Raw genomic sequence first — 15,860 nt, 5'->3', positions numbered from 1 at the left:
CGCGCAGCCGCGGCGGCCACCGCGGACCTGCCCCCGACGGCAGGGTCAGAGGTAGAAGCCCTGCAGCTTCGGGTCGTCCCGCGGGGGCTCGGTGGGCAGGTCGGCGGCGACGAGGGTGCGGATGTCCTCGACGGTCGGGTCGGTGAGGGCCACCAGGCGCTCGGCCTGGATGGAGACCGCCTCCTCGAAGACGTTGCGGATGAAGCGGCCGTTGCCGAAGCCGGGCGGGTGCGGGTCCGGGATCAGGGCGCGGACCCGCTCCTCGACGCCGGGGCCGACCTCGAAGCCGGCCTGCCCGGCGACCAGCCGGAAGATGGCGAACAGCTCGTCGTCGTCGTAGTCGTCGAAGGTCAGCGTCTTCGGGAACCGCGACGCCAGCCCCGGGTTGGACGAGAGGAAGCGCTGCATCTCGCGCGGGTAGCCGGCGACGATGACGACGACCTCGTCGCGCCGGTCCTCCATCAGCTTGAGCAGCGTGGAGACGGCCTCGACGCCGAAGTCGCGGTGCGAGTCGTGCGGGATCAGGGCGTACGCCTCGTCGATGAACAGCACCCCGCCCGAGGCCTTGTTGAACATCTTGCGGACCTTCGGCGAGGTCTGGCCGATGTACTGGCCGACCAGGTCGACCCGGCTGGCCTCCACCAGGTGACCGTTGGACAGCGTGCCCAGCTGGGCGTAGATCCGGGCCAGCAGCCGGGCCACGGTGGTCTTGGCCGTCCCCGGGTTGCCGACGAACACCATGTGCCGGGAGCGGTGCCGGTCGGGCATCCCGGCCGTGGTCCGCAGCTGGTCGGCCCTGGCCTCGGCGACCAGCCGACGCACCTGCTCCTTGATCGGGGCGAGCCCGACGAGGTCGGCCAGCTCGCCCTGCGGGTCGCCGATCTCCACCTCGGGGACGCCGGTGTCGTCGTCGAGCTCGTCCTCCTCGGCTTCGGAGCCCAGCGGTCGGGGCACCCGGACGGCGGGGGCCACCCGGCCGGCCGGGACGGGGGCGCTGCCGAAGGACCCGACCATCGGGTTGGCGGCGGGCCGGAAGGTGAACAGCTCCTCGACGTCGGTGACGAAGCCGATCGTGTCCGGGGCGGCCGACGGCGTGGGCGGCCCGGGCAGCCCGGCGACGACCCGCGACACCTGGGCGGCCATCGCCAGCCAGGCGCGGCAGGCGTCGATCTCGCCGGCGAGCAGCGTGCGGGCCAGCCAGCCGCGGTTGGCCTGCAGCCACTCCACGGCGTCGAAGCCGTGCTGGCGCACCTCGAAGGCCTGGCTGATCTCCTCGAACTGCTCGGAGCCGACGGCGACGGCGAGCCCGGCGGGCAGCGTGTCGACGTTGTCGCAGAGCGCCATCGAGGCGACGACCTCCGCCAGCGTCTCCGGCCGGCTGGTCACCCGGCTGAGGTGCTGGTGCGCGGCCTGCAGGCCCTGGTAGGACCAGGAGAGGGCCGCGCCCCAGCCGCCGATCTCCGGCAGCACCTCCTGCTCGGCCTCGGTCATCAGCGAGTGCCGCCACAGCCGGGCGACCTCGGGGAACGGGGCGGTGGTGTGGAACTCGCGCAGCTCCCGGGTCTGCAGCACGCGCTCGTAGATCCCCAGCAGGGCCTCCGCCCGGGGGCGCAGCGGCCCGATCTCGCTCAGCAGCCGGACGCACTCCTGCGACAGCTCCAGCGCCCCGCGGCGGGCGGTCGGGTCGTTGCCCGCGTACTTGTAGAGGAAGAGCGGCCACTCGCAGTCGGTCATGTACCAGTTGCGGGCCACCATCGGCTCCCGCCGCTGGGTGGGGGAGAGGTACTCGTCGACGAGCTGCTCGGGGAACTGCGCGAACTCCCCGGCGAAGATGGCGACGTAGCCGCCCAGCGACATGGCGAGGTTCTGCAGGAAGGGGGCGACGTCACGGGTGTGCTCGGGCCAGCTCGTCCAGTTCTGGGTGGCGCCGGCGCGGGGGTCCTCCACCAGCTCCCGCACCCGGCTGCGGGCGTGGTCCCACCAGCCGGCGGGGATCGGCCAGGGGTGGGCGGGGCCGACGACGTCGATGTACTGCCGCCCCGACATCAGCACCGCCAGATGCTCCGGCAGAACCAACCGTGTCAACGTCCCGCTCCTGTCCCCGAAAAACTCCGTCGCTGCCGACGGACCCCCCGCTCCCGGGTAGGTGCATCCTTTCATCCCCTGACCCCGGCGCGGGCCCGGATGGGTCCGGGCTGGGGATGAACCGTGATCCACGGCTCACGGCAGCGGGGAGCGGGCGGGCCCAGGAGAGGACCGCGACGGACGGACCGGACCCCCTCCCGGGCCCGCGACCGGCTGGTGGACCGGCCCGCCGTCAGGCGCGGTGGCTCCGGCGTGGCGCGCTAGATTGGCGTCCGTGACCGTGCTCGAGCAGACCACGCGGGCCCGGGCGGCGGCCCTGGAGCTGGCCGGCGCCACCCGGGCCGTCAAGGACCGGGGCCTGCACGCGATGGCCGACGCGCTGGGCAAGGCCGAGACCGCCGTGCTGGAGGCGAACGCCGCCGACGTCGCCCGTGCCGAGGCCGCCGGCACCACCGCCGCCCTCGTCGACCGGCTGCGGCTGACCCCGGACCGGGTCGCCGGGATGGTGGAGGGCCTGCGCGACCTCGCCGTGCTGCCCGACCCGGTCGGGGACGTCGTCCGCGGGTGGACGAACCCGAACGGCGTGCAGGTGCGGCAGGTCCGGGTGCCCCTCGGCGTCGTCGGCATCATCTACGAGGCCCGGCCCAACGTCACCGCCGACGCGGGGGGCATCTGCCTGAAGTCCGGCAACGCGGCCCTGCTGCGCGGCTCCAGCTCGGCGGCCGCGTCCAACGCCGCGGTCGTCGAGGCGCTGCGGGACGGGCTGGTCGAGGCCGGTCTGCCGGCCGACGCGGTCCAGCTGGTGCCCGGCCCGCGCTCGGTGACCGACGAGCTGATGGCCGCCCGCGGGCAGGTCGACGTCCTCATCCCGCGCGGCGGGGCCGGCCTGATCGAGCACGTCGTCCGCTCCAGCCAGGTCCCGGTCATCGAGACGGGGGTGGGCAACTGCCACCTCGTCGTCGACGCGTCGGCCGACCCGGCGATGGCCCTGGAGATCCTGCTCAACGCCAAGGTCCAGCGGCCCTCGGTGTGCAACGCCGTCGAGACGCTGCTGGTGCACGCGGACGCCGCGGCGACGTTCCTGCCGCTCGCGCTGCCGGCCCTGGCCGCAGCCGGGGTGACGGTGCACGGCGACGGCCGCGTCGCCGCCTTCGGCGAGGTGGTCCCGGCGACCCCGGAGGACTGGGAGACCGAGTACCTCGCGCTGGACCTCGCCGCCGCCGTCGTGGACGACCTCGACGCCGCCCTGGCCCACATCCGTCGCTGGAGCACCGGGCACAGCGAGACCCTGGTCACCGCGTCGCAGAGCGCCGCCGTTCGCTTCACCGCCGAGGTCGACGCCGCCGCCGTCCTGGTGAACGCCTCCAGCCGGTTCGTCGACGGCGGTGAGCTGGGCTTCGGCGCCGAGGTCGGCATCTCCACCCAGAAGCTGCACGCGCGCGGTCCGATGGGGCTGGCCGAGATGACCTCCACCAAGTACGTGCTCACCGGCTCGGGCCAGACGCGGCCGTGAGCGCGGAACGGACGGCTGCGGCCGACCGGTAGGCTCGACCCATGACCCTGGGACTTCTCCCGCTGGAGACCGAGCTGCCGCTCCCGCCCTTCGCCTTCGGCCTGATCGCCTTCGGCCTGCTCGTCCTGCTGCTCGCCGTCACCGTGGCGATCGGCAAGGGCCGCCCGCACAGCTAGGTGAGTTCCCAGCAGTCGTCGCTGCCGCGCGCCACCGGTCTCGCCCGCACCCGGGCGGAGGACCCCGACCACCGGCACCGCCTGGGGGTGATGGGTGGCACCTTCGACCCGATCCACCACGGCCACCTCGTCGCCGCCAGCGAGGTCGCCAGCCGTTTCCGTCTCGACGAGGTCGTCTTCGTGCCGACCGGTCAGCCGTGGCAGAAGGCCGACCGCGAGGTGTCCTCGGCCGAGGACCGCTACCTGATGACCGTCATCGCGACGGCCTCCAACCCGCGCTTCACCGTGAGCCGGGTCGACGTCGAGCGGGACGGTCCCACCTACACCGTCGACACCCTCGAGGACCTACGTGCCGAGCGGGGTGAGGACGTCGACCTCTTCTTCATCACCGGTGCCGACGCGCTGACCCAGATCCTCACCTGGCGGAACTCCGACCAGCTGTTCGACCTGGCCCACTTCGTCGGCTGCACCCGGCCGGGGGTCGAGCTCGACACCACCGTCATCGACCAGCTGCCCCGTGACCGGGTGACGGTGATGGAGATCCCGGCCCTGGCCATCTCCTCCACGGCGTGCCGCAAGCGGGTGCACGACCAGGAACCGACCTGGTACCTGGTGCCCGACGGCATCGTCCAGTACATCGCCAAGCGCGGGCTCTACCGCCCGTGAGGACCGAACCCGGTCTACCGACAGGAAGAAGATCGTGACCGCTACCGACCGTGCCCTCGAGCTCACCCGGAAGGCCGCTGAGGCCGCCGTGGACAAGCTCGGCACCGACCTCATCGCCTACGACGTCTCCGACCAGCTGGCCATCACCGACGTGTTCCTCGTCATCACCGCCAGCAACGAGCGCCAGGTCGGCGCCGTCGTCGACGGCGTCGAGGAGGCCCTGCGGGCGCTGGACGCCAAGCCCGTCCGCCGCGAGGGCGACCGCGAGCAGCGCTGGGTGCTGCTCGACTACCTCGACCTCGTCGTCCACATCCAGCACAGCGACGAGCGCAAGTTCTACGCCCTCGAGCGGCTGTGGAGCGACTGCCCGGTGATCCCGCTCGGGCTCGACGAACGCCGGTGACCGCCTCCCGCATCATCGTCTGGCGGCACGGCCGCACCCCCTGGAACGTCGAGAACCGCTTCCAGGGCCAGGCCGACATCGGGCTCGACGACGTCGGGCGCGAGCAGGCCGCCCGTGCCGCCGCCGCGCTGGCCGTCCTGGAGCCGGCCGTGCTGTGGGCCAGCGACCTCAGCCGCGCCCGCGACACCGCCGGCGCGCTCGCCGACCTCACCGGGCTGCCCGTGACCACGGACCGCCGGCTGCGGGAGATCCACGTCGGCTCCTGGGAGGGACTGCTCGGCGAGGACGTCGAGCGCGTCGACCCCGAGGCGTCCCGCCGGCTCCGCGCCGGCGAGGACGTCCGGCGCTCGGCGACGGGGGAGAGCCCGACCGAGGTCGGGCTCCGGGTCGCGGAGGCGCTGCGGGACCTCGCCGACGCCGCGCCCGACGGCAGCACGGTCGTCGCGGCCAGCCACGGACTGGCCGGCCGGGTGGGCGTCGCCGAGCTCGTGGGGCTGCCGCCCGAGCACCGCCGGCTGCTCGGCGGGCTGACCAACTGCGCCTGGGTGAGCGTCGACCGCCACCGGTCCGGCCGCTACTGGCGGATCGAGCAGTACAACGCGACCGCGCTGGAGCCCAGCGACCCGCTCGAGGACCGGCTCGATTTCGCGACGCGGGTGGCGGCAGGCTAGTATTTCGGGGTCGTCAGGGGCACCGGCCGCACGGTCGGAGGCTCCCGAAGACACCCGCGAGGGGCTTTGGCGCAGTTGGTAGCGCGCTTCCATGGCATGGAAGAGGTCAGGGGTTCGAATCCCCTAAGCTCCACCATCAACACCGCTGACCACAGCGATCTCGACCTCACAACTGGTTCCGCTGAGCGGCCAACGGATGACCTTGACAGCCACACTGACAGCCAAAGTCATCCGACATCGTCCTTGAAGATCGAGTCCATCGTCCGGGCGCCCTTAGTCAGAACCGGGCGCAGTTCCTTGCGGTAGACCTTCTCCGTCGTACGCGTGTTCGCGTGCCCCACCAGGTGCGCGATGTCCTCGATCGGCACGCCGGAGTTCGACAACAACGAGACGAAGCTGTGCCGGAGCTCGCGCGGGGTCCACTTCTCGGAGTCCAGACCCGCTGCTTTCGCGACAGCACGGAACGAGCGGCGGACGTTCGCGGCGTCCAGCTCAGTGCCCCACGAGGTGCAGAAGACCAGGCCCTGTTCGACCCACCGCGGCCCTGCCTGCAGTCTCGCCTCGCGCTGCAGCTGGCGGTGCGTGCGAAGGGCGTCCCGGGCGCGATCGGGCAGCTCGAGGGTGCGACGCGACCGCGGTGTCTTGGTCTCTCCACCCCGACGCACCGATCGCCAGACCTCGATCGACGGCGGGTCCCCGTCCAGGTCAAGGCGCGCCCACCTCAGCGCTCGCAGTTCCTCTGTCCGGGCCCCGGTCAGCAGCGAGACAACCACGTAGGCGTACATCGCAGTGCCTTCGGCCGCAGCGAGCACGGCGCGCGCCTGATCGAGGGTCAGCGACTTCGACGGACGGCCGACGGTGCCTCGCGGTGGTTGGCACAGCAGCGCCACATTGCGCCGGACCAGCTCGCGCGCCTGAGCACGGTGAATCGAACTTCGCAAGATCGACAGCAGCCGCACGACGCTGTCCGTCGAAAGAATCCGCGCCTTCTCGGCCAACCACGCGTCAACCTCCTCAGCAGTCAGCTCGAGGAGTCTCCGAGAGCCCAGTGCCGGGATGACGTGCTTCTGTGCCATGATCCGCCGGTTCTCGACCGTGCTCGGTTCCCGCCCGACGAGCCCGTACTGCAGCCACGACTCGACTGCCTCCCGGACGGTGTACCCGCGCTGCTCGATGGGAAGACCGTCCGACTGGTCGCGGCGCAGCGCCATCAACTTCGCCTTCGCCTCAGTCTTGGTCTTCGCGCTGATGTAGGCACGGCGCCGCTTCCCCAGCGGCGTGAAGCCCAGATCAACCGTGGCCATCCATCGCTGGCGCGAATCGTTCCAGTAGAGAGCGCCCTCACCCCGGCTACGCCGCGTGACCATGGCCTGCCTCCGCGACCAGCCGAGCGACATACGCCGTGATCGACTCCGCCGGCACCAACCGACGCCGGCCAACGGTGACGGTGAGCAAGCGGTCGGACCGGATCAGCTCGTAGATCTGGCTCCGGCTCAGGTTCAGCATCGCCATCGCCTCGGTCACGGCATACAGCACCCGCGCTGGCTGGGCCATCTGCGTCATGGTGGTCGTTCCTCTCGTCATCAGGTGGTGCTCGGTCTCCCCGACAGGTCAGGGTCTGGTCCCCGAATCGGTCGTCAAGGGCCCTTCGGATCCTGCGGATTCGCTGCGCTCACCCTTGACGACCGATTCGGGGACCAGAAGATCGGCGGCCATCGAGGAGCCCGAGCAAAGTGGTCGCTCAGCCGGGGTCGGTCGGGGGAGCGGTTGCCGGACGGTTGTCCACAAGGGGTCCAGCTGCTTTCGCGGCTTCGTACTGTTCCCGCCATCTGTGCCGTTCGGCGATGGAGGCGAGAAGAACGCGGGCGTAGGTGCGTGCGTCTGGACGGGTGTCGGTCCAGACGAAGCGCGGCGATCCGTCAGACAGGGTGACGGCAGCGGCGAGTCGTTCGGTCTCAGGGGCGACCAGCCCGGCGGCCAGGAGCGCCTCGCGGACCACGGTGGCTCGGTCGGCCTTGTGCTCAGCCAGGCGCTTGCCGGACCACTGGCGGGAGACGAGGACGCGCCGCCCGCCGAGGCCGAGGTGCTCGCGGTCGTGCGCCTTCGATGCACACCGTCCGGGCTGCAGACCGGGCCCGGCGGCATCGGGCTGGATGCCGTAGCGAAGCCAGTTGGCGCACCGTTCTGAGCAGGGCAGGAAGCGCAGCTCGGCATGCAGCCGGTCGGCGTGGGCTTCGGCGGCCGGATCAGGGCCGCCCTCGCTCGTGTGCGTATCGGCGACAGCTTTGGTCAGGTACTTGGTCAAGTAGCGCACAGCCCGGTCAGCGTCTTCACTCGGGGCGATGATGCCCGCCATGTCGACCTGCCGCCCGAACCGCATCACATGCACCGGCTTCGCCTCCGGGTCAGCGGCCAGCCGGTCGAGAGCCTGATCCCAAGTGGGCAGCACCTCCCCGGTGTCTGCGTCGACATAGGATTCGCCGTCCCAGACCGGGGTCCGGTGGACGTAGACGGGACGGTCGAACGAAGGCCACCACAGCTGCAGATAGGTCGCCGCGACCACCTCCCGGATCGTCGCCCTCGGGATCGCGCCGCGGAGGGCTGCGTGCAGGTGCGGGACGAGGCGGCGTTGAGGTTCGACGGCGCCGAAGTACTGCACCTTGTAGCCGGCGGCGCGTCGGAGGTTCTGCCAGAACCGGTCGACCAGCCGGGCGAAGTGCAGCGCATCAAGCGCCTGCCGCCGGTAGTTGTAGTTCGGTGGGTCGGCGGGGACCCCGGCCGAGGTGACCGCGCCGTAAGAGGGCATGGTCAGGGTCAGGAACATGCTGGGCCGGTACTCCCGGCCGTCCGCGGTTGCAAAGACCCGGCCGACGGTCCGGTTCTCCTGTGGCACACGGGGGAGGTCGGGGGCATCCTGCCGCCGCCGCGTGGACCTGACCCGCCGATCGAGGTCGTCGTCGGCCTGGTCCTCGTCCTGGTCGTCACGCGGCGGTGCGGGGCAATGCTCGGGTTCGTCGGTGCGGTGCCAGCCTGCGGTGCACTGCTGCATGCGAAGGACCCGGGCCTTGTACGCGCAGGGCGGGCATACCGCCTCCCGGGTGGACCCGCAGGGGAGTGCGACGACGTCCTCGGTGTCGTCGTGGCGGTCGTGGACGCGGCGGAGCAGCGGTCGGATGCACACCTTCTGCGACAGGGCGAGCTCACGAGCCATGTCCGCGGTGATCACCGGGCCGTCCAGCACCGACATCATGCTGCACCGCCGGGCAGCAACTGCAGGGCCGGCGCGGCCAGCTGCGCGATGTCTTGGTCGGTGACGTTGGAGAATCGCACCCGGACGGGTTCCGCGGAGCCGTCGACGGTGACGTAGCCGACGCCGGGAAGGCTGTCGGGAATCAGGTCGGCCTGGGCACCGCGGTTGCGGGCGCCGGGCCCGAGGACGAGGTTGACCTGTTCGGCTTCGTTGAGTCGCAGCGCGATCCGGGTGGGGAACAGATCCCGCATCGGAAGGACGTCCTTCCGAGGGTCTTGCACTGCCCCCACCACGACGACCCCCACCGCCCGGCCCTGGGAGAGCAGCAGTCCGAGGGCGGCTTCGATGCGCTTCTTCGCGGTCCGGTCGGTCACCCAGCCGGTCAGCGCCGCGAGCTCGTCGACGACCAGGACTACGAGTGGCTCGCTGGTAGACGGCTGGTGGAGGCGGGTGACGCCCCGGAGCCTGTCCTGACGACGACGCATCAGCGCAACCGCGTCCTCGAGCACCTCGGCGAACGTGGCTTCGTACCCGGCGGCAGCATCGGAGTCGCCGTGGGCGAAGCGGGCGAACAGGCTCCGGCCGCCTGCGAGTTCCATTCCGCCCTTCGGGTCGACCGCCCACACGTTGACCAGGCCGGACCGGATGAGCGGGGCCAGGTGCAGCAGGAGGGACCAGATCACCGATCCCTTCCCGGCTCCGGTGGCGCCGACGACGAGGACGTGGGAGCCGACTAGCTGCAGTCGCCACGTCCGGCCGTCCTCGGCCAGCGCCAACGGCAGTCCCGCGGTGAGGACCTGGTCCTCGATCGGGAGTGGCTCGACCACCTGGGTGAGCGGGTCCGCGGTGAGCAGGCAGACCTCGACGTGATGCGGGCGCTGCGGCACCGAGTGGACGCGGACCGCGGTCGCGCCGAACGTCTGAGCAAGCCGGTCCGAGACCGCGGCGTAGTCCTCGACGGTCTGGCCGGGCAGCATCCGCACCCGCACCCGGTCGACCGACAGCGTGCTCGTGACGGTGAGGACGGTCGGGTTCCACAGCGTGCCGCGCCAGCTCGTGGTCAGGCCGGCGGTGTCCATCGCCGCCGCCCAACGGTGCCGGTAGACGAACCAGCCCCGCCACCAGCTGCGAACCGGCAGTCGCAGCCAGATGAGCCAGCGCTGAGGCCACAGGAGACGACCAACCAGCAGCAGTAGCGCGAGAACACCGACTGCGCCCAGCAGGAGCAGCGGCGACGCCGACCACAGCAGCACCCCGACCACGACGAGGACCAGGCCGCCGAGTGCTGCTGGGGTCGCCGCCGTGACCACCACGAGGCGCCACAGCCGGCGGAGCAGCCAGCCCGACGCCACCAGGCCAGCGCTGACCCGGACGGCTGGGGTGCGCACCTGGATCGGTTGGTCGGACCGTGCCGAGGACAGGCCGGCCATCAGAGGCCCGTCACTGCATCGGACAGCCACGCCCCGACCGCCGCCACACCCGCGTACAGACCGTCACCAATCGGCGTCGCCCCGAGCACCAATCCGAACAGCACGCAGACAACCACCACGACCGGTCGAGCGGTCTTCATCTTCACCAGCGCCGCCACGATCAGCCCGAGGATGATCGCCGCCCCCACGACGCTCACGCTGCAGCCTCCACGTCAGCGCGGCCGGCCCTGCTGACCCGCTTGTTGGTGAGGAGGGCGACCACCAGGGCCACCAAATGCCGGTCGACCCCGCGCAGCCGGCCCTGCAGTTGCGTCAGCGGCACCGCGTCCAGGCAGAACCAACCGAGCCGGCCACACGGCTGCACCCACGGACACGACCGCTGGATTAGCCGGCCGTCCGCCACCAAGGCCAGCAGCTCAACCGCCGCCGCATCCGTCGCCGAACCCGCCGACCAACGACGCAGCCCCACCAGCACCTCCGAGGACACCTCAGGCCGCCTTGCCGGTGTCAGCGAGCCGCTTCGGCGCCGCAAGACCGGTCGCCTTCAAGCTGTAGGCGATCCGTGGCCGGGCCCCCCGGTCGTCCAGCCACGGCATGACCGTCAAGCCCTCCAGCACCACAGGCCGGACCGGCACCCCTTCCACCGCCGACGGCGGCACCGGCTGGACCGCTGCGGCGATCTTCACCCGGAACGTCCGCTCCCGCGCCTCCGGGTCGAAGTCCATGACGTCGACCTGCCACAGCGGCAGACCCGACACCTTGTCTCGGGCCTGCACCCGGCGCTCCTTCGTCGACGCCTCGAAGTCATCCGAGGACGTCACCGCCCCCACCACACCCAGTCCGTGCGGGAACAAGTCCGCACACGCCACCCTGAAACCACCCTGCATCGCCATGCCACGCCTCCTGATCGGTCGCGCTGTTTGCGCTGAACCAACCTTCGGCAAGGACTACAGCAACACCCCACACTCCGGTACTACCCGCACGAAAGTGCGGGTCGAGGCGTCGCCTAGCTAGCGGGCTGCTGCCGGCAGACCATTCGCCCAACCAGTTACCCAAGCGGGGCTGAACCGGGCGGTGACTTCTTCGCCAGTGCCGGAGCGGAGGGGTCCGATCGCACCGGTTCTGCCGGTCGACGGGTCTAGGAACGTCACATTGAGGTGGCTTAGCCATGTGGTCGTCTCCGCCCACGCCGGATGGTCAATCAGACGTTCGCTGATCATCGGAATGACCAAGAGGGGGAGCTGCTGCCCGATCGCATCGTTGAGCACGCCGAGCGCCGGAGTGTCTGAGATTCCACTTCGCAGCTTGTTCAGCGTGTTGAAGGTGCCAGGCGCGAGAACGACCGCTGATGCGGGTCGGGGACGCGGTGTACCAGGTGAGCGGTCTGCTACTGCCCTGCTCACGGCTGCCAGCGCGCCTGTGTCTACCCAACTGATCGCATTCACCGAGGTGGTGGCAGTGACGTCCCAGCCAGATGCCGTCAGGTGTGCGGCGAGATCGTGGGCCCGACGTGCCAGGGGTGCCGCACAGACCACCAGCTCAAGTCGTCGCTCCTGCACGACTAATCGAGAACGCCGGCGCGAACGGCGAGGTCATGAAGCATGGTGGTGCTGCTCTTGGAGCGAGCCAGCATCTCCCTAATGTGTTCCCGAACCAGCGGGTTGTACCGCAGCAGTTGCGGGGCGATCTTCTCGGCTTCCAGTAAGTGCAACGTTGCCTCCGAGTCGCGCTTGCCCTGTGCGTTCGCCCAAGCCAGCTCGACGTGCAACTGTGCCCGCCGTCCGGTCAACCCATTCGGCAGCTGGTCCAGATGCACTAGTGCGGCGGCTGCAAGAGCTTCGCCGGGGTCGCCAAGCTCAGCCGCAACCGACACCCGGTGAATAGCCACGTTGGTGGGTCCAAACGCAGTCCAGCCGTAGTTCGCGTCCCGGCCGAGCAGTTCCGCGAGAACGGTCGCCTGGTCGAGTCGACGCAGAGCCTCGTACTTCTCAGTTCGGCGCGCGGCGATGACCGCGGTCAGCAACCAGAGTGACCCGGCGGCCGACAACAGATCGGGGTTGTCCTCGATCCCCGGCGCAGCAATCGGCTCCACCAAGCGCAGCGCCAGCGCCTCCGCATCCTCCACCTGATCGGCCCTGAGCAGACCGGCAACCACCTGGTACCCAGTCAGGAGCCGATCGGCTTCTGAGTCCCCATGCATCGCAGCAGACGCAGCTCGATCTGCAGCCAGCATGGCCAACTCCGCGGCACCGAGCTTGCAAAGGAGCTTCGCCGCCAGGAGGTACCCGGATACGTAGATCTGGATCGCATCGAGAGCGTGAGGCTGCGGGCGCCGATCAAGCACATCAGCAGCAGTCAACAGGCCGGTCAGGTTGGTGGCGGCACGCGCGTACCGAGCGCCCTGGTAGTCGGTGTGCCCATCGGTGATCGCAACCTTCAGATCAGGCAACGACACGTCTGCTTCGGCGAACGGGAACAGATGGGCATAGCCGTTCAGGTAGTGCCGGACCTCCGACAGCTCGTCAGGCGACGACGTGCCGTTCGGAGCGAACTTCCAAGGCCTGCCGAGCAGAGCCTCGACTTCCACATGAAGCACCTCGGCCAGATCCATGAGGACTGGCAGACGATCAACAGAGCGCACCCCGCGCTCCACCTGGCTGAGCCAGGACTCCGATCGACCAATCAAATTGGCGAGGACAGCTTGGCTCAGGCCCCGCCGTCGCCGTGCAATAGCGACCCGCTCACCGATCGATGCGCTCACCATGGGTCAAGCGTTCCACACTGCCCCTCTGGCTATCAGTAGGCGCAAGAGGCGTGAGCTCGTCGGCGCTCCTCCCGGCAACTGCAGAGCACAGCCGGCACGGCCTTCCGCGCCCTGCCTCCTAGTCAGCAAAGCTCGTCCAAGAGCACCTTCTAGCCAGTCTGACCTGCCACCGGGCGCAGAGTAAGACGGATGGGCAGAGGCTGTATGTGGCAACAGCGACCAGGCTCTGACCGACTGCGCGAGAGCCGACCCTCGCCGTGGAGGCACGCAAGCCGACCGTCGTGCGGGACGCGTGCAGTGGCCGAGCGTGCAGCGGTTGGCTCCGCGCGTCCCGTGCCGAACCCTGAGCCTCTCCAATCACGGCCGCACCGTCGGCGTGAGCTCTGAGGCTCAGTCCCGTGCGTGCCTCCAGAGGTCATTTTCCCTGAACGTACAACCTTGCTGGTGCTTTCTACCGCCGTCTTCCGGGACCCGTGTCCCGCCCGTACCGTCTAGCGCACGAGGACTCAGGGTTCCCCGCTTTGAGAACCCGAGAGCCCGGGCGCGTCCACCCTGTGAGGCGCCCGGGCTTGCTCAGGCTCAGTTGGAGCGCGACGGCGCACCGTTGGTTGCTCACCCTGAGCCCAAACCGCGAGCAGGCCTGGAGGTAGCCTCACCAGATGGGACTAAAGTCCTAAGTTCTGTCGTCCGCGATCTTATGGCGTGCGCACCAGCCCTAGGGTCTGCGAAGGCCTCGCGCGACACCTGGGGAGGGATCCGCTGCGAGGTTCAGGCCGGCAGCCCGCCTGACGTCGGGCTGCCGGCCGTCTCCGGCCCAATTCATCAGCGCGAGGGGAGGGAACGCGCTGGCGTGAGCCGATCGCGAAGCGGCGCCCCCTGCGCTTCGGTGTCCGACCCTACCTACGGAATCAGTTGTCTGGGCACAGTAGGAATATGCCGGGTGGAAATCAATCGCTGCACGCACAGCGCCCGTGTAATTGTTTCCGTTCGCCCCGAGGCGCGACCCCACTGGGTTGTCCGTCGCGCGCCACTTATTCGGGCGCTAATTATTCGAGTCTGGGTGGTGGGGGCGCAATCTACTACCAGGCCTGCGAGCTCTGCCCCCGGAACTGGGATGCTCACCGGCATTGCGAACAACCTGCCCTCCACACCGCGGCAGCCTGACGGTCTGCCGCCCAGACTTTCAGGTCAGCGACGTGGTGGGCGGCGGCCGCCAAGTCGCCTTCAGTCCAGGGGGCGCCACGAGGACGGGACTGCTGTGGTGGCCATCAGCGCAGCCGAGGTCGACGCCGGCCTGAGCGCGACGCGCGATATTGTCGCTCTCTGGGACCACGACTAGGACGCCGAATCATGATCCAGCATCTGAGCAGCCTCAGCCCCGACACGGCAGCTCTCGACGACGTGAGCGCTTCGGTGCGTGCGCTGATGACTGGCTCTCTCAGGTCGTTCCGTCGTTTCTCGGCTTGACCGTCACCATGGTCGGCGTGGTCGGCAAGCTGACCTTGACCATCGTCGACCCCGCTGCTCAGCAGCCGCCGGCCACGTCGCTTCGGTTCTCGATGCTCGGCTCCTGCTCACAGCTGTGCGTAACCGTCTACGCGCACCAGCCGGGCGCGCTGGTCGACCTCGATGCTGACCTCAGCTATCTCAGTCGAGCACCAAGCTCAGGTGATCGCGCCCTCGTTCCGGCCGCCGTATACCTCGACCGAGATCCCCTACCCGCAGTGCTGACGCCGCGACTGGCCGGGTCGGACGAGCTCTCAGCCGTCAACCGAGCCGAAGGTGTCCTGATCGGCCTGGGCATCACCCCCGACCGGGCTCCCCGGCAACTGCGGCAGCAAGCTGCTTCCGCCGGGGCGCAGCTTCCTGAGTACGCCCGTCAACTGTTGGAGGCCTCCGCCACCAAGCCTCAATAGAGGACGGTCCCTCGCGGGTTCTCACCTGAACCTAGATACCTACTCCGGCCGCCGATAATCTGGCCGAGCAGACCCGCTGACTGTGTCCCGAATCCGGAGTCTGTGGCAGGCGCGTAGTTAGAGGTGCGGCCGGAGGGCCTGTCACGAGGGAGGGCTGGCGATGGACGACGAGCGGCGTGTGGCGGCTAGCTACGACCTGGCGCAGACGTTGAGCGGGTTGGCGCAGTCGTTGCAGGCCGCGTCAGACACGGCGGGGATGCTCGACGGTCTGGTCGCGGCTGCGGCGACCCACATCCCGGGTGTGGACGAGGCGTCGATCAGCGTGGTCCAGGCCCGTCGACTGGTGGTGTCTGAGCATCCGTCGAGTGAGCTGGCGGCGCTGGTCGACGCCGTGCAGGTCGAGGTGGGGGAGGGGCCCTGCCTGGACGCCCTGCACGAGGAGCGGATGGCGTGGGTGCCCGACGTTGCCCAGGAAACTCGGTGGCCGCAGTTTGCTGGCCGGGCTGCCGAGGTTGGGGTGGGCAGCGTGATGGCGTTCCAGCTGGCGGTGGAGGGTGAAGTTCTTGGCACGCTCAACCTCTACGCCTGCCGGCCGCACGCCTTCGGCGAGGAGTCGGAGCAGGTTGGGCTGCTGTTCGCCAGCCATGCCGCCGTAGCCATGGCCGCCGCCAGAGACCGCGACCACCTAATGGAGAGCCTGGCTTCCCGTGACCTCGTCGGGCAGGCCAAGGGAATCTTGATGGAGCGGTACAAGATCGGCTCAGTCGAGGCGTTCGCCTTACTGGTCCGGGTCAGTCAACACACCAACACCAAGCTCCGCAACGTGGCCGCCGAGCTCGCCCGCACCGGCCAGTTCGGGCAGTTACCCGACGAGACGTCCCAGGCTTCCTGACCCGGGTGGTTCGCAGGCCCATGGACGGGTGGTCTCGGCAGACGGGGACCCGACCGCCGAGCGCCCAGATCGCTTGGGGGCGACCGACCAGGTG

The 15,860-nt window shown here is 69.9% G+C and carries 17 protein-coding genes and 1 tRNA gene; 8 read left to right on the top strand and 10 right to left on the bottom strand.

What is annotated here, in order from left to right; genetic code table 11:
• Positions 1–45: 45 nt before the first annotated feature.
• Positions 46–2,085, bottom strand: a complete 2,040-nt coding sequence (locus BLT72_RS15345) for an AAA family ATPase (RefSeq protein ID WP_091413924.1) — start codon at positions 2,083–2,085, stop codon at positions 46–48.
• 274 nt (positions 2,086–2,359) lie between these two features.
• On the opposite strand from BLT72_RS15345, the gene BLT72_RS15340 reads away from it, so the two are divergent.
• The 6 genes from BLT72_RS15340 to BLT72_RS15320 all read left to right on the top strand — a co-directional run bounded on the left by BLT72_RS15340 (position 2,360) and on the right by BLT72_RS15320 (position 5,650).
• Positions 2,360–3,598 (top strand): glutamate-5-semialdehyde dehydrogenase, encoded by a 1,239-nt coding sequence (locus BLT72_RS15340; RefSeq protein ID WP_091413923.1) that lies wholly within the window; start codon positions 2,360–2,362, stop codon positions 3,596–3,598.
• A 41-nt stretch (positions 3,599–3,639) separates the two neighbouring features.
• Complete coding sequence (locus tag BLT72_RS23350; RefSeq protein WP_280949223.1) at positions 3,640–3,774, top strand: hypothetical protein; 135 nt, start codon at positions 3,640–3,642, stop codon at positions 3,772–3,774.
• A gap of 21 nt (positions 3,775–3,795) precedes the next feature.
• Positions 3,796–4,440: a nicotinate-nucleotide adenylyltransferase gene (gene nadD, locus BLT72_RS15335; protein ID WP_280949262.1), complete on the top strand. Its 645-nt coding sequence runs from the start codon at positions 3,796–3,798 to the stop codon at positions 4,438–4,440.
• A 34-nt stretch (positions 4,441–4,474) separates the two neighbouring features.
• Complete coding sequence (rsfS, locus tag BLT72_RS15330; RefSeq protein WP_091413922.1) at positions 4,475–4,843, top strand: ribosome silencing factor; 369 nt, start codon at positions 4,475–4,477, stop codon at positions 4,841–4,843.
• Entirely contained in the window at positions 4,840–5,514 is a 675-nt protein-coding gene (locus BLT72_RS15325) for a histidine phosphatase family protein (protein ID WP_091413921.1), read from the top strand. Before rsfS ends, BLT72_RS15325 begins: the two co-directional genes overlap by 4 nt.
• A 60-nt stretch (positions 5,515–5,574) precedes the next feature.
• A tRNA-Ala gene (locus tag BLT72_RS15320) sits at positions 5,575–5,650 on the top strand.
• A 91-nt stretch (positions 5,651–5,741) separates the two neighbouring features.
• Here BLT72_RS15320 and BLT72_RS15315 read toward each other — a convergent pair.
• From BLT72_RS15315 to BLT72_RS15275, 9 genes are all read right to left on the bottom strand, one after another.
• Entirely contained in the window at positions 5,742–6,881 is a 1,140-nt protein-coding gene (locus BLT72_RS15315; protein WP_091413920.1) for a tyrosine-type recombinase/integrase, read from the bottom strand.
• Positions 6,865–7,077: a helix-turn-helix domain-containing protein gene (locus tag BLT72_RS15310; RefSeq protein WP_172826087.1), complete on the bottom strand. Its 213-nt coding sequence runs from the start codon at positions 7,075–7,077 to the stop codon at positions 6,865–6,867. Before BLT72_RS15310 ends, BLT72_RS15315 begins: the two co-directional genes overlap by 17 nt.
• 178 nt (positions 7,078–7,255) lie before the next feature.
• Complete coding sequence (locus BLT72_RS15305; RefSeq protein ID WP_231930084.1) at positions 7,256–8,755, bottom strand: replication initiator; 1,500 nt, start codon at positions 8,753–8,755, stop codon at positions 7,256–7,258.
• A 5-nt stretch (positions 8,756–8,760) separates the two neighbouring features.
• Positions 8,761–10,152, bottom strand: coding sequence for an FtsK/SpoIIIE domain-containing protein (locus BLT72_RS15300; RefSeq protein ID WP_197677058.1), 1,392 nt, complete (start codon positions 10,150–10,152; stop codon positions 8,761–8,763).
• A gap of 41 nt (positions 10,153–10,193) precedes the next feature.
• Positions 10,194–10,391, bottom strand: coding sequence for a hypothetical protein (locus tag BLT72_RS15295; RefSeq protein WP_091413917.1), 198 nt, complete (start codon positions 10,389–10,391; stop codon positions 10,194–10,196).
• Positions 10,388–10,681: a hypothetical protein gene (locus BLT72_RS15290; RefSeq protein WP_091413916.1), complete on the bottom strand. Its 294-nt coding sequence runs from the start codon at positions 10,679–10,681 to the stop codon at positions 10,388–10,390. The genes BLT72_RS15295 and BLT72_RS15290 overlap by 4 nt, the downstream gene beginning before the upstream one ends.
• 1 nt (position 10,682) lies before the next feature.
• Positions 10,683–11,087 (bottom strand): hypothetical protein, encoded by a 405-nt coding sequence (locus BLT72_RS15285; protein ID WP_091413915.1) that lies wholly within the window; start codon positions 11,085–11,087, stop codon positions 10,683–10,685.
• Between the two features lie 117 nt (positions 11,088–11,204).
• The gene (locus BLT72_RS23600; RefSeq protein ID WP_425349249.1) at positions 11,205–11,729 is read right to left on the bottom strand and encodes a flavoprotein; all 525 of its coding nucleotides are present in this window, start codon (positions 11,727–11,729) and stop codon (positions 11,205–11,207) included.
• Positions 11,730–11,755: 26 nt separating this feature from the next.
• Positions 11,756–12,958 (bottom strand): helix-turn-helix domain-containing protein, encoded by a 1,203-nt coding sequence (locus tag BLT72_RS15275; RefSeq protein WP_091413913.1) that lies wholly within the window; start codon positions 12,956–12,958, stop codon positions 11,756–11,758.
• Positions 12,959–14,421: 1,463 nt separating this feature from the next.
• On the opposite strand from BLT72_RS15275, the gene BLT72_RS15270 reads away from it, so the two are divergent.
• Positions 14,422–14,874 carry a hypothetical protein gene (locus BLT72_RS15270; protein ID WP_157720523.1) on the top strand — a complete coding sequence of 151 codons (453 nt, stop codon included), beginning with the start codon at positions 14,422–14,424 and terminating at the stop codon, positions 14,872–14,874.
• A 160-nt stretch (positions 14,875–15,034) separates the two neighbouring features.
• Entirely contained in the window at positions 15,035–15,766 is a 732-nt protein-coding gene (locus BLT72_RS15265) for a GAF and ANTAR domain-containing protein (RefSeq protein WP_091413911.1), read from the top strand.
• The last annotated feature ends 94 nt before the right edge of the window (positions 15,767–15,860 follow it).

This window comes from Friedmanniella luteola (genome assembly GCF_900105065.1).
GTDB classification, from domain to species: Bacteria; Actinomycetota; Actinomycetes; order Propionibacteriales; family Propionibacteriaceae; genus Microlunatus; species Microlunatus luteolus.
This window is presented reverse-complemented; position numbering and strand designations above follow the sequence as displayed.

Coding starts and splice junctions, on each gene's coding strand:
- BLT72_RS23350 (WP_280949223.1), top strand. CDS start 3,640: ATGACCCTGGGACTTCTCCCGCTGGAGACCGAGCTGCCGCTCCCGCCC.
- BLT72_RS15315 (WP_091413920.1), bottom strand. CDS start 6,881: ATGGTCACGCGGCGTAGCCGGGGTGAGGGCGCTCTCTACTGGAACGAT.
- BLT72_RS15310 (WP_172826087.1), bottom strand. CDS start 7,077: ATGACGCAGATGGCCCAGCCAGCGCGGGTGCTGTATGCCGTGACCGAG.
- BLT72_RS15285 (WP_091413915.1), bottom strand. CDS start 11,087: ATGGCGATGCAGGGTGGTTTCAGGGTGGCGTGTGCGGACTTGTTCCCG.
- BLT72_RS15275 (WP_091413913.1), bottom strand. CDS start 12,958: ATGGTGAGCGCATCGATCGGTGAGCGGGTCGCTATTGCACGGCGACGG.
- BLT72_RS15265 (WP_091413911.1), top strand. CDS start 15,035: ATGGACGACGAGCGGCGTGTGGCGGCTAGCTACGACCTGGCGCAGACG.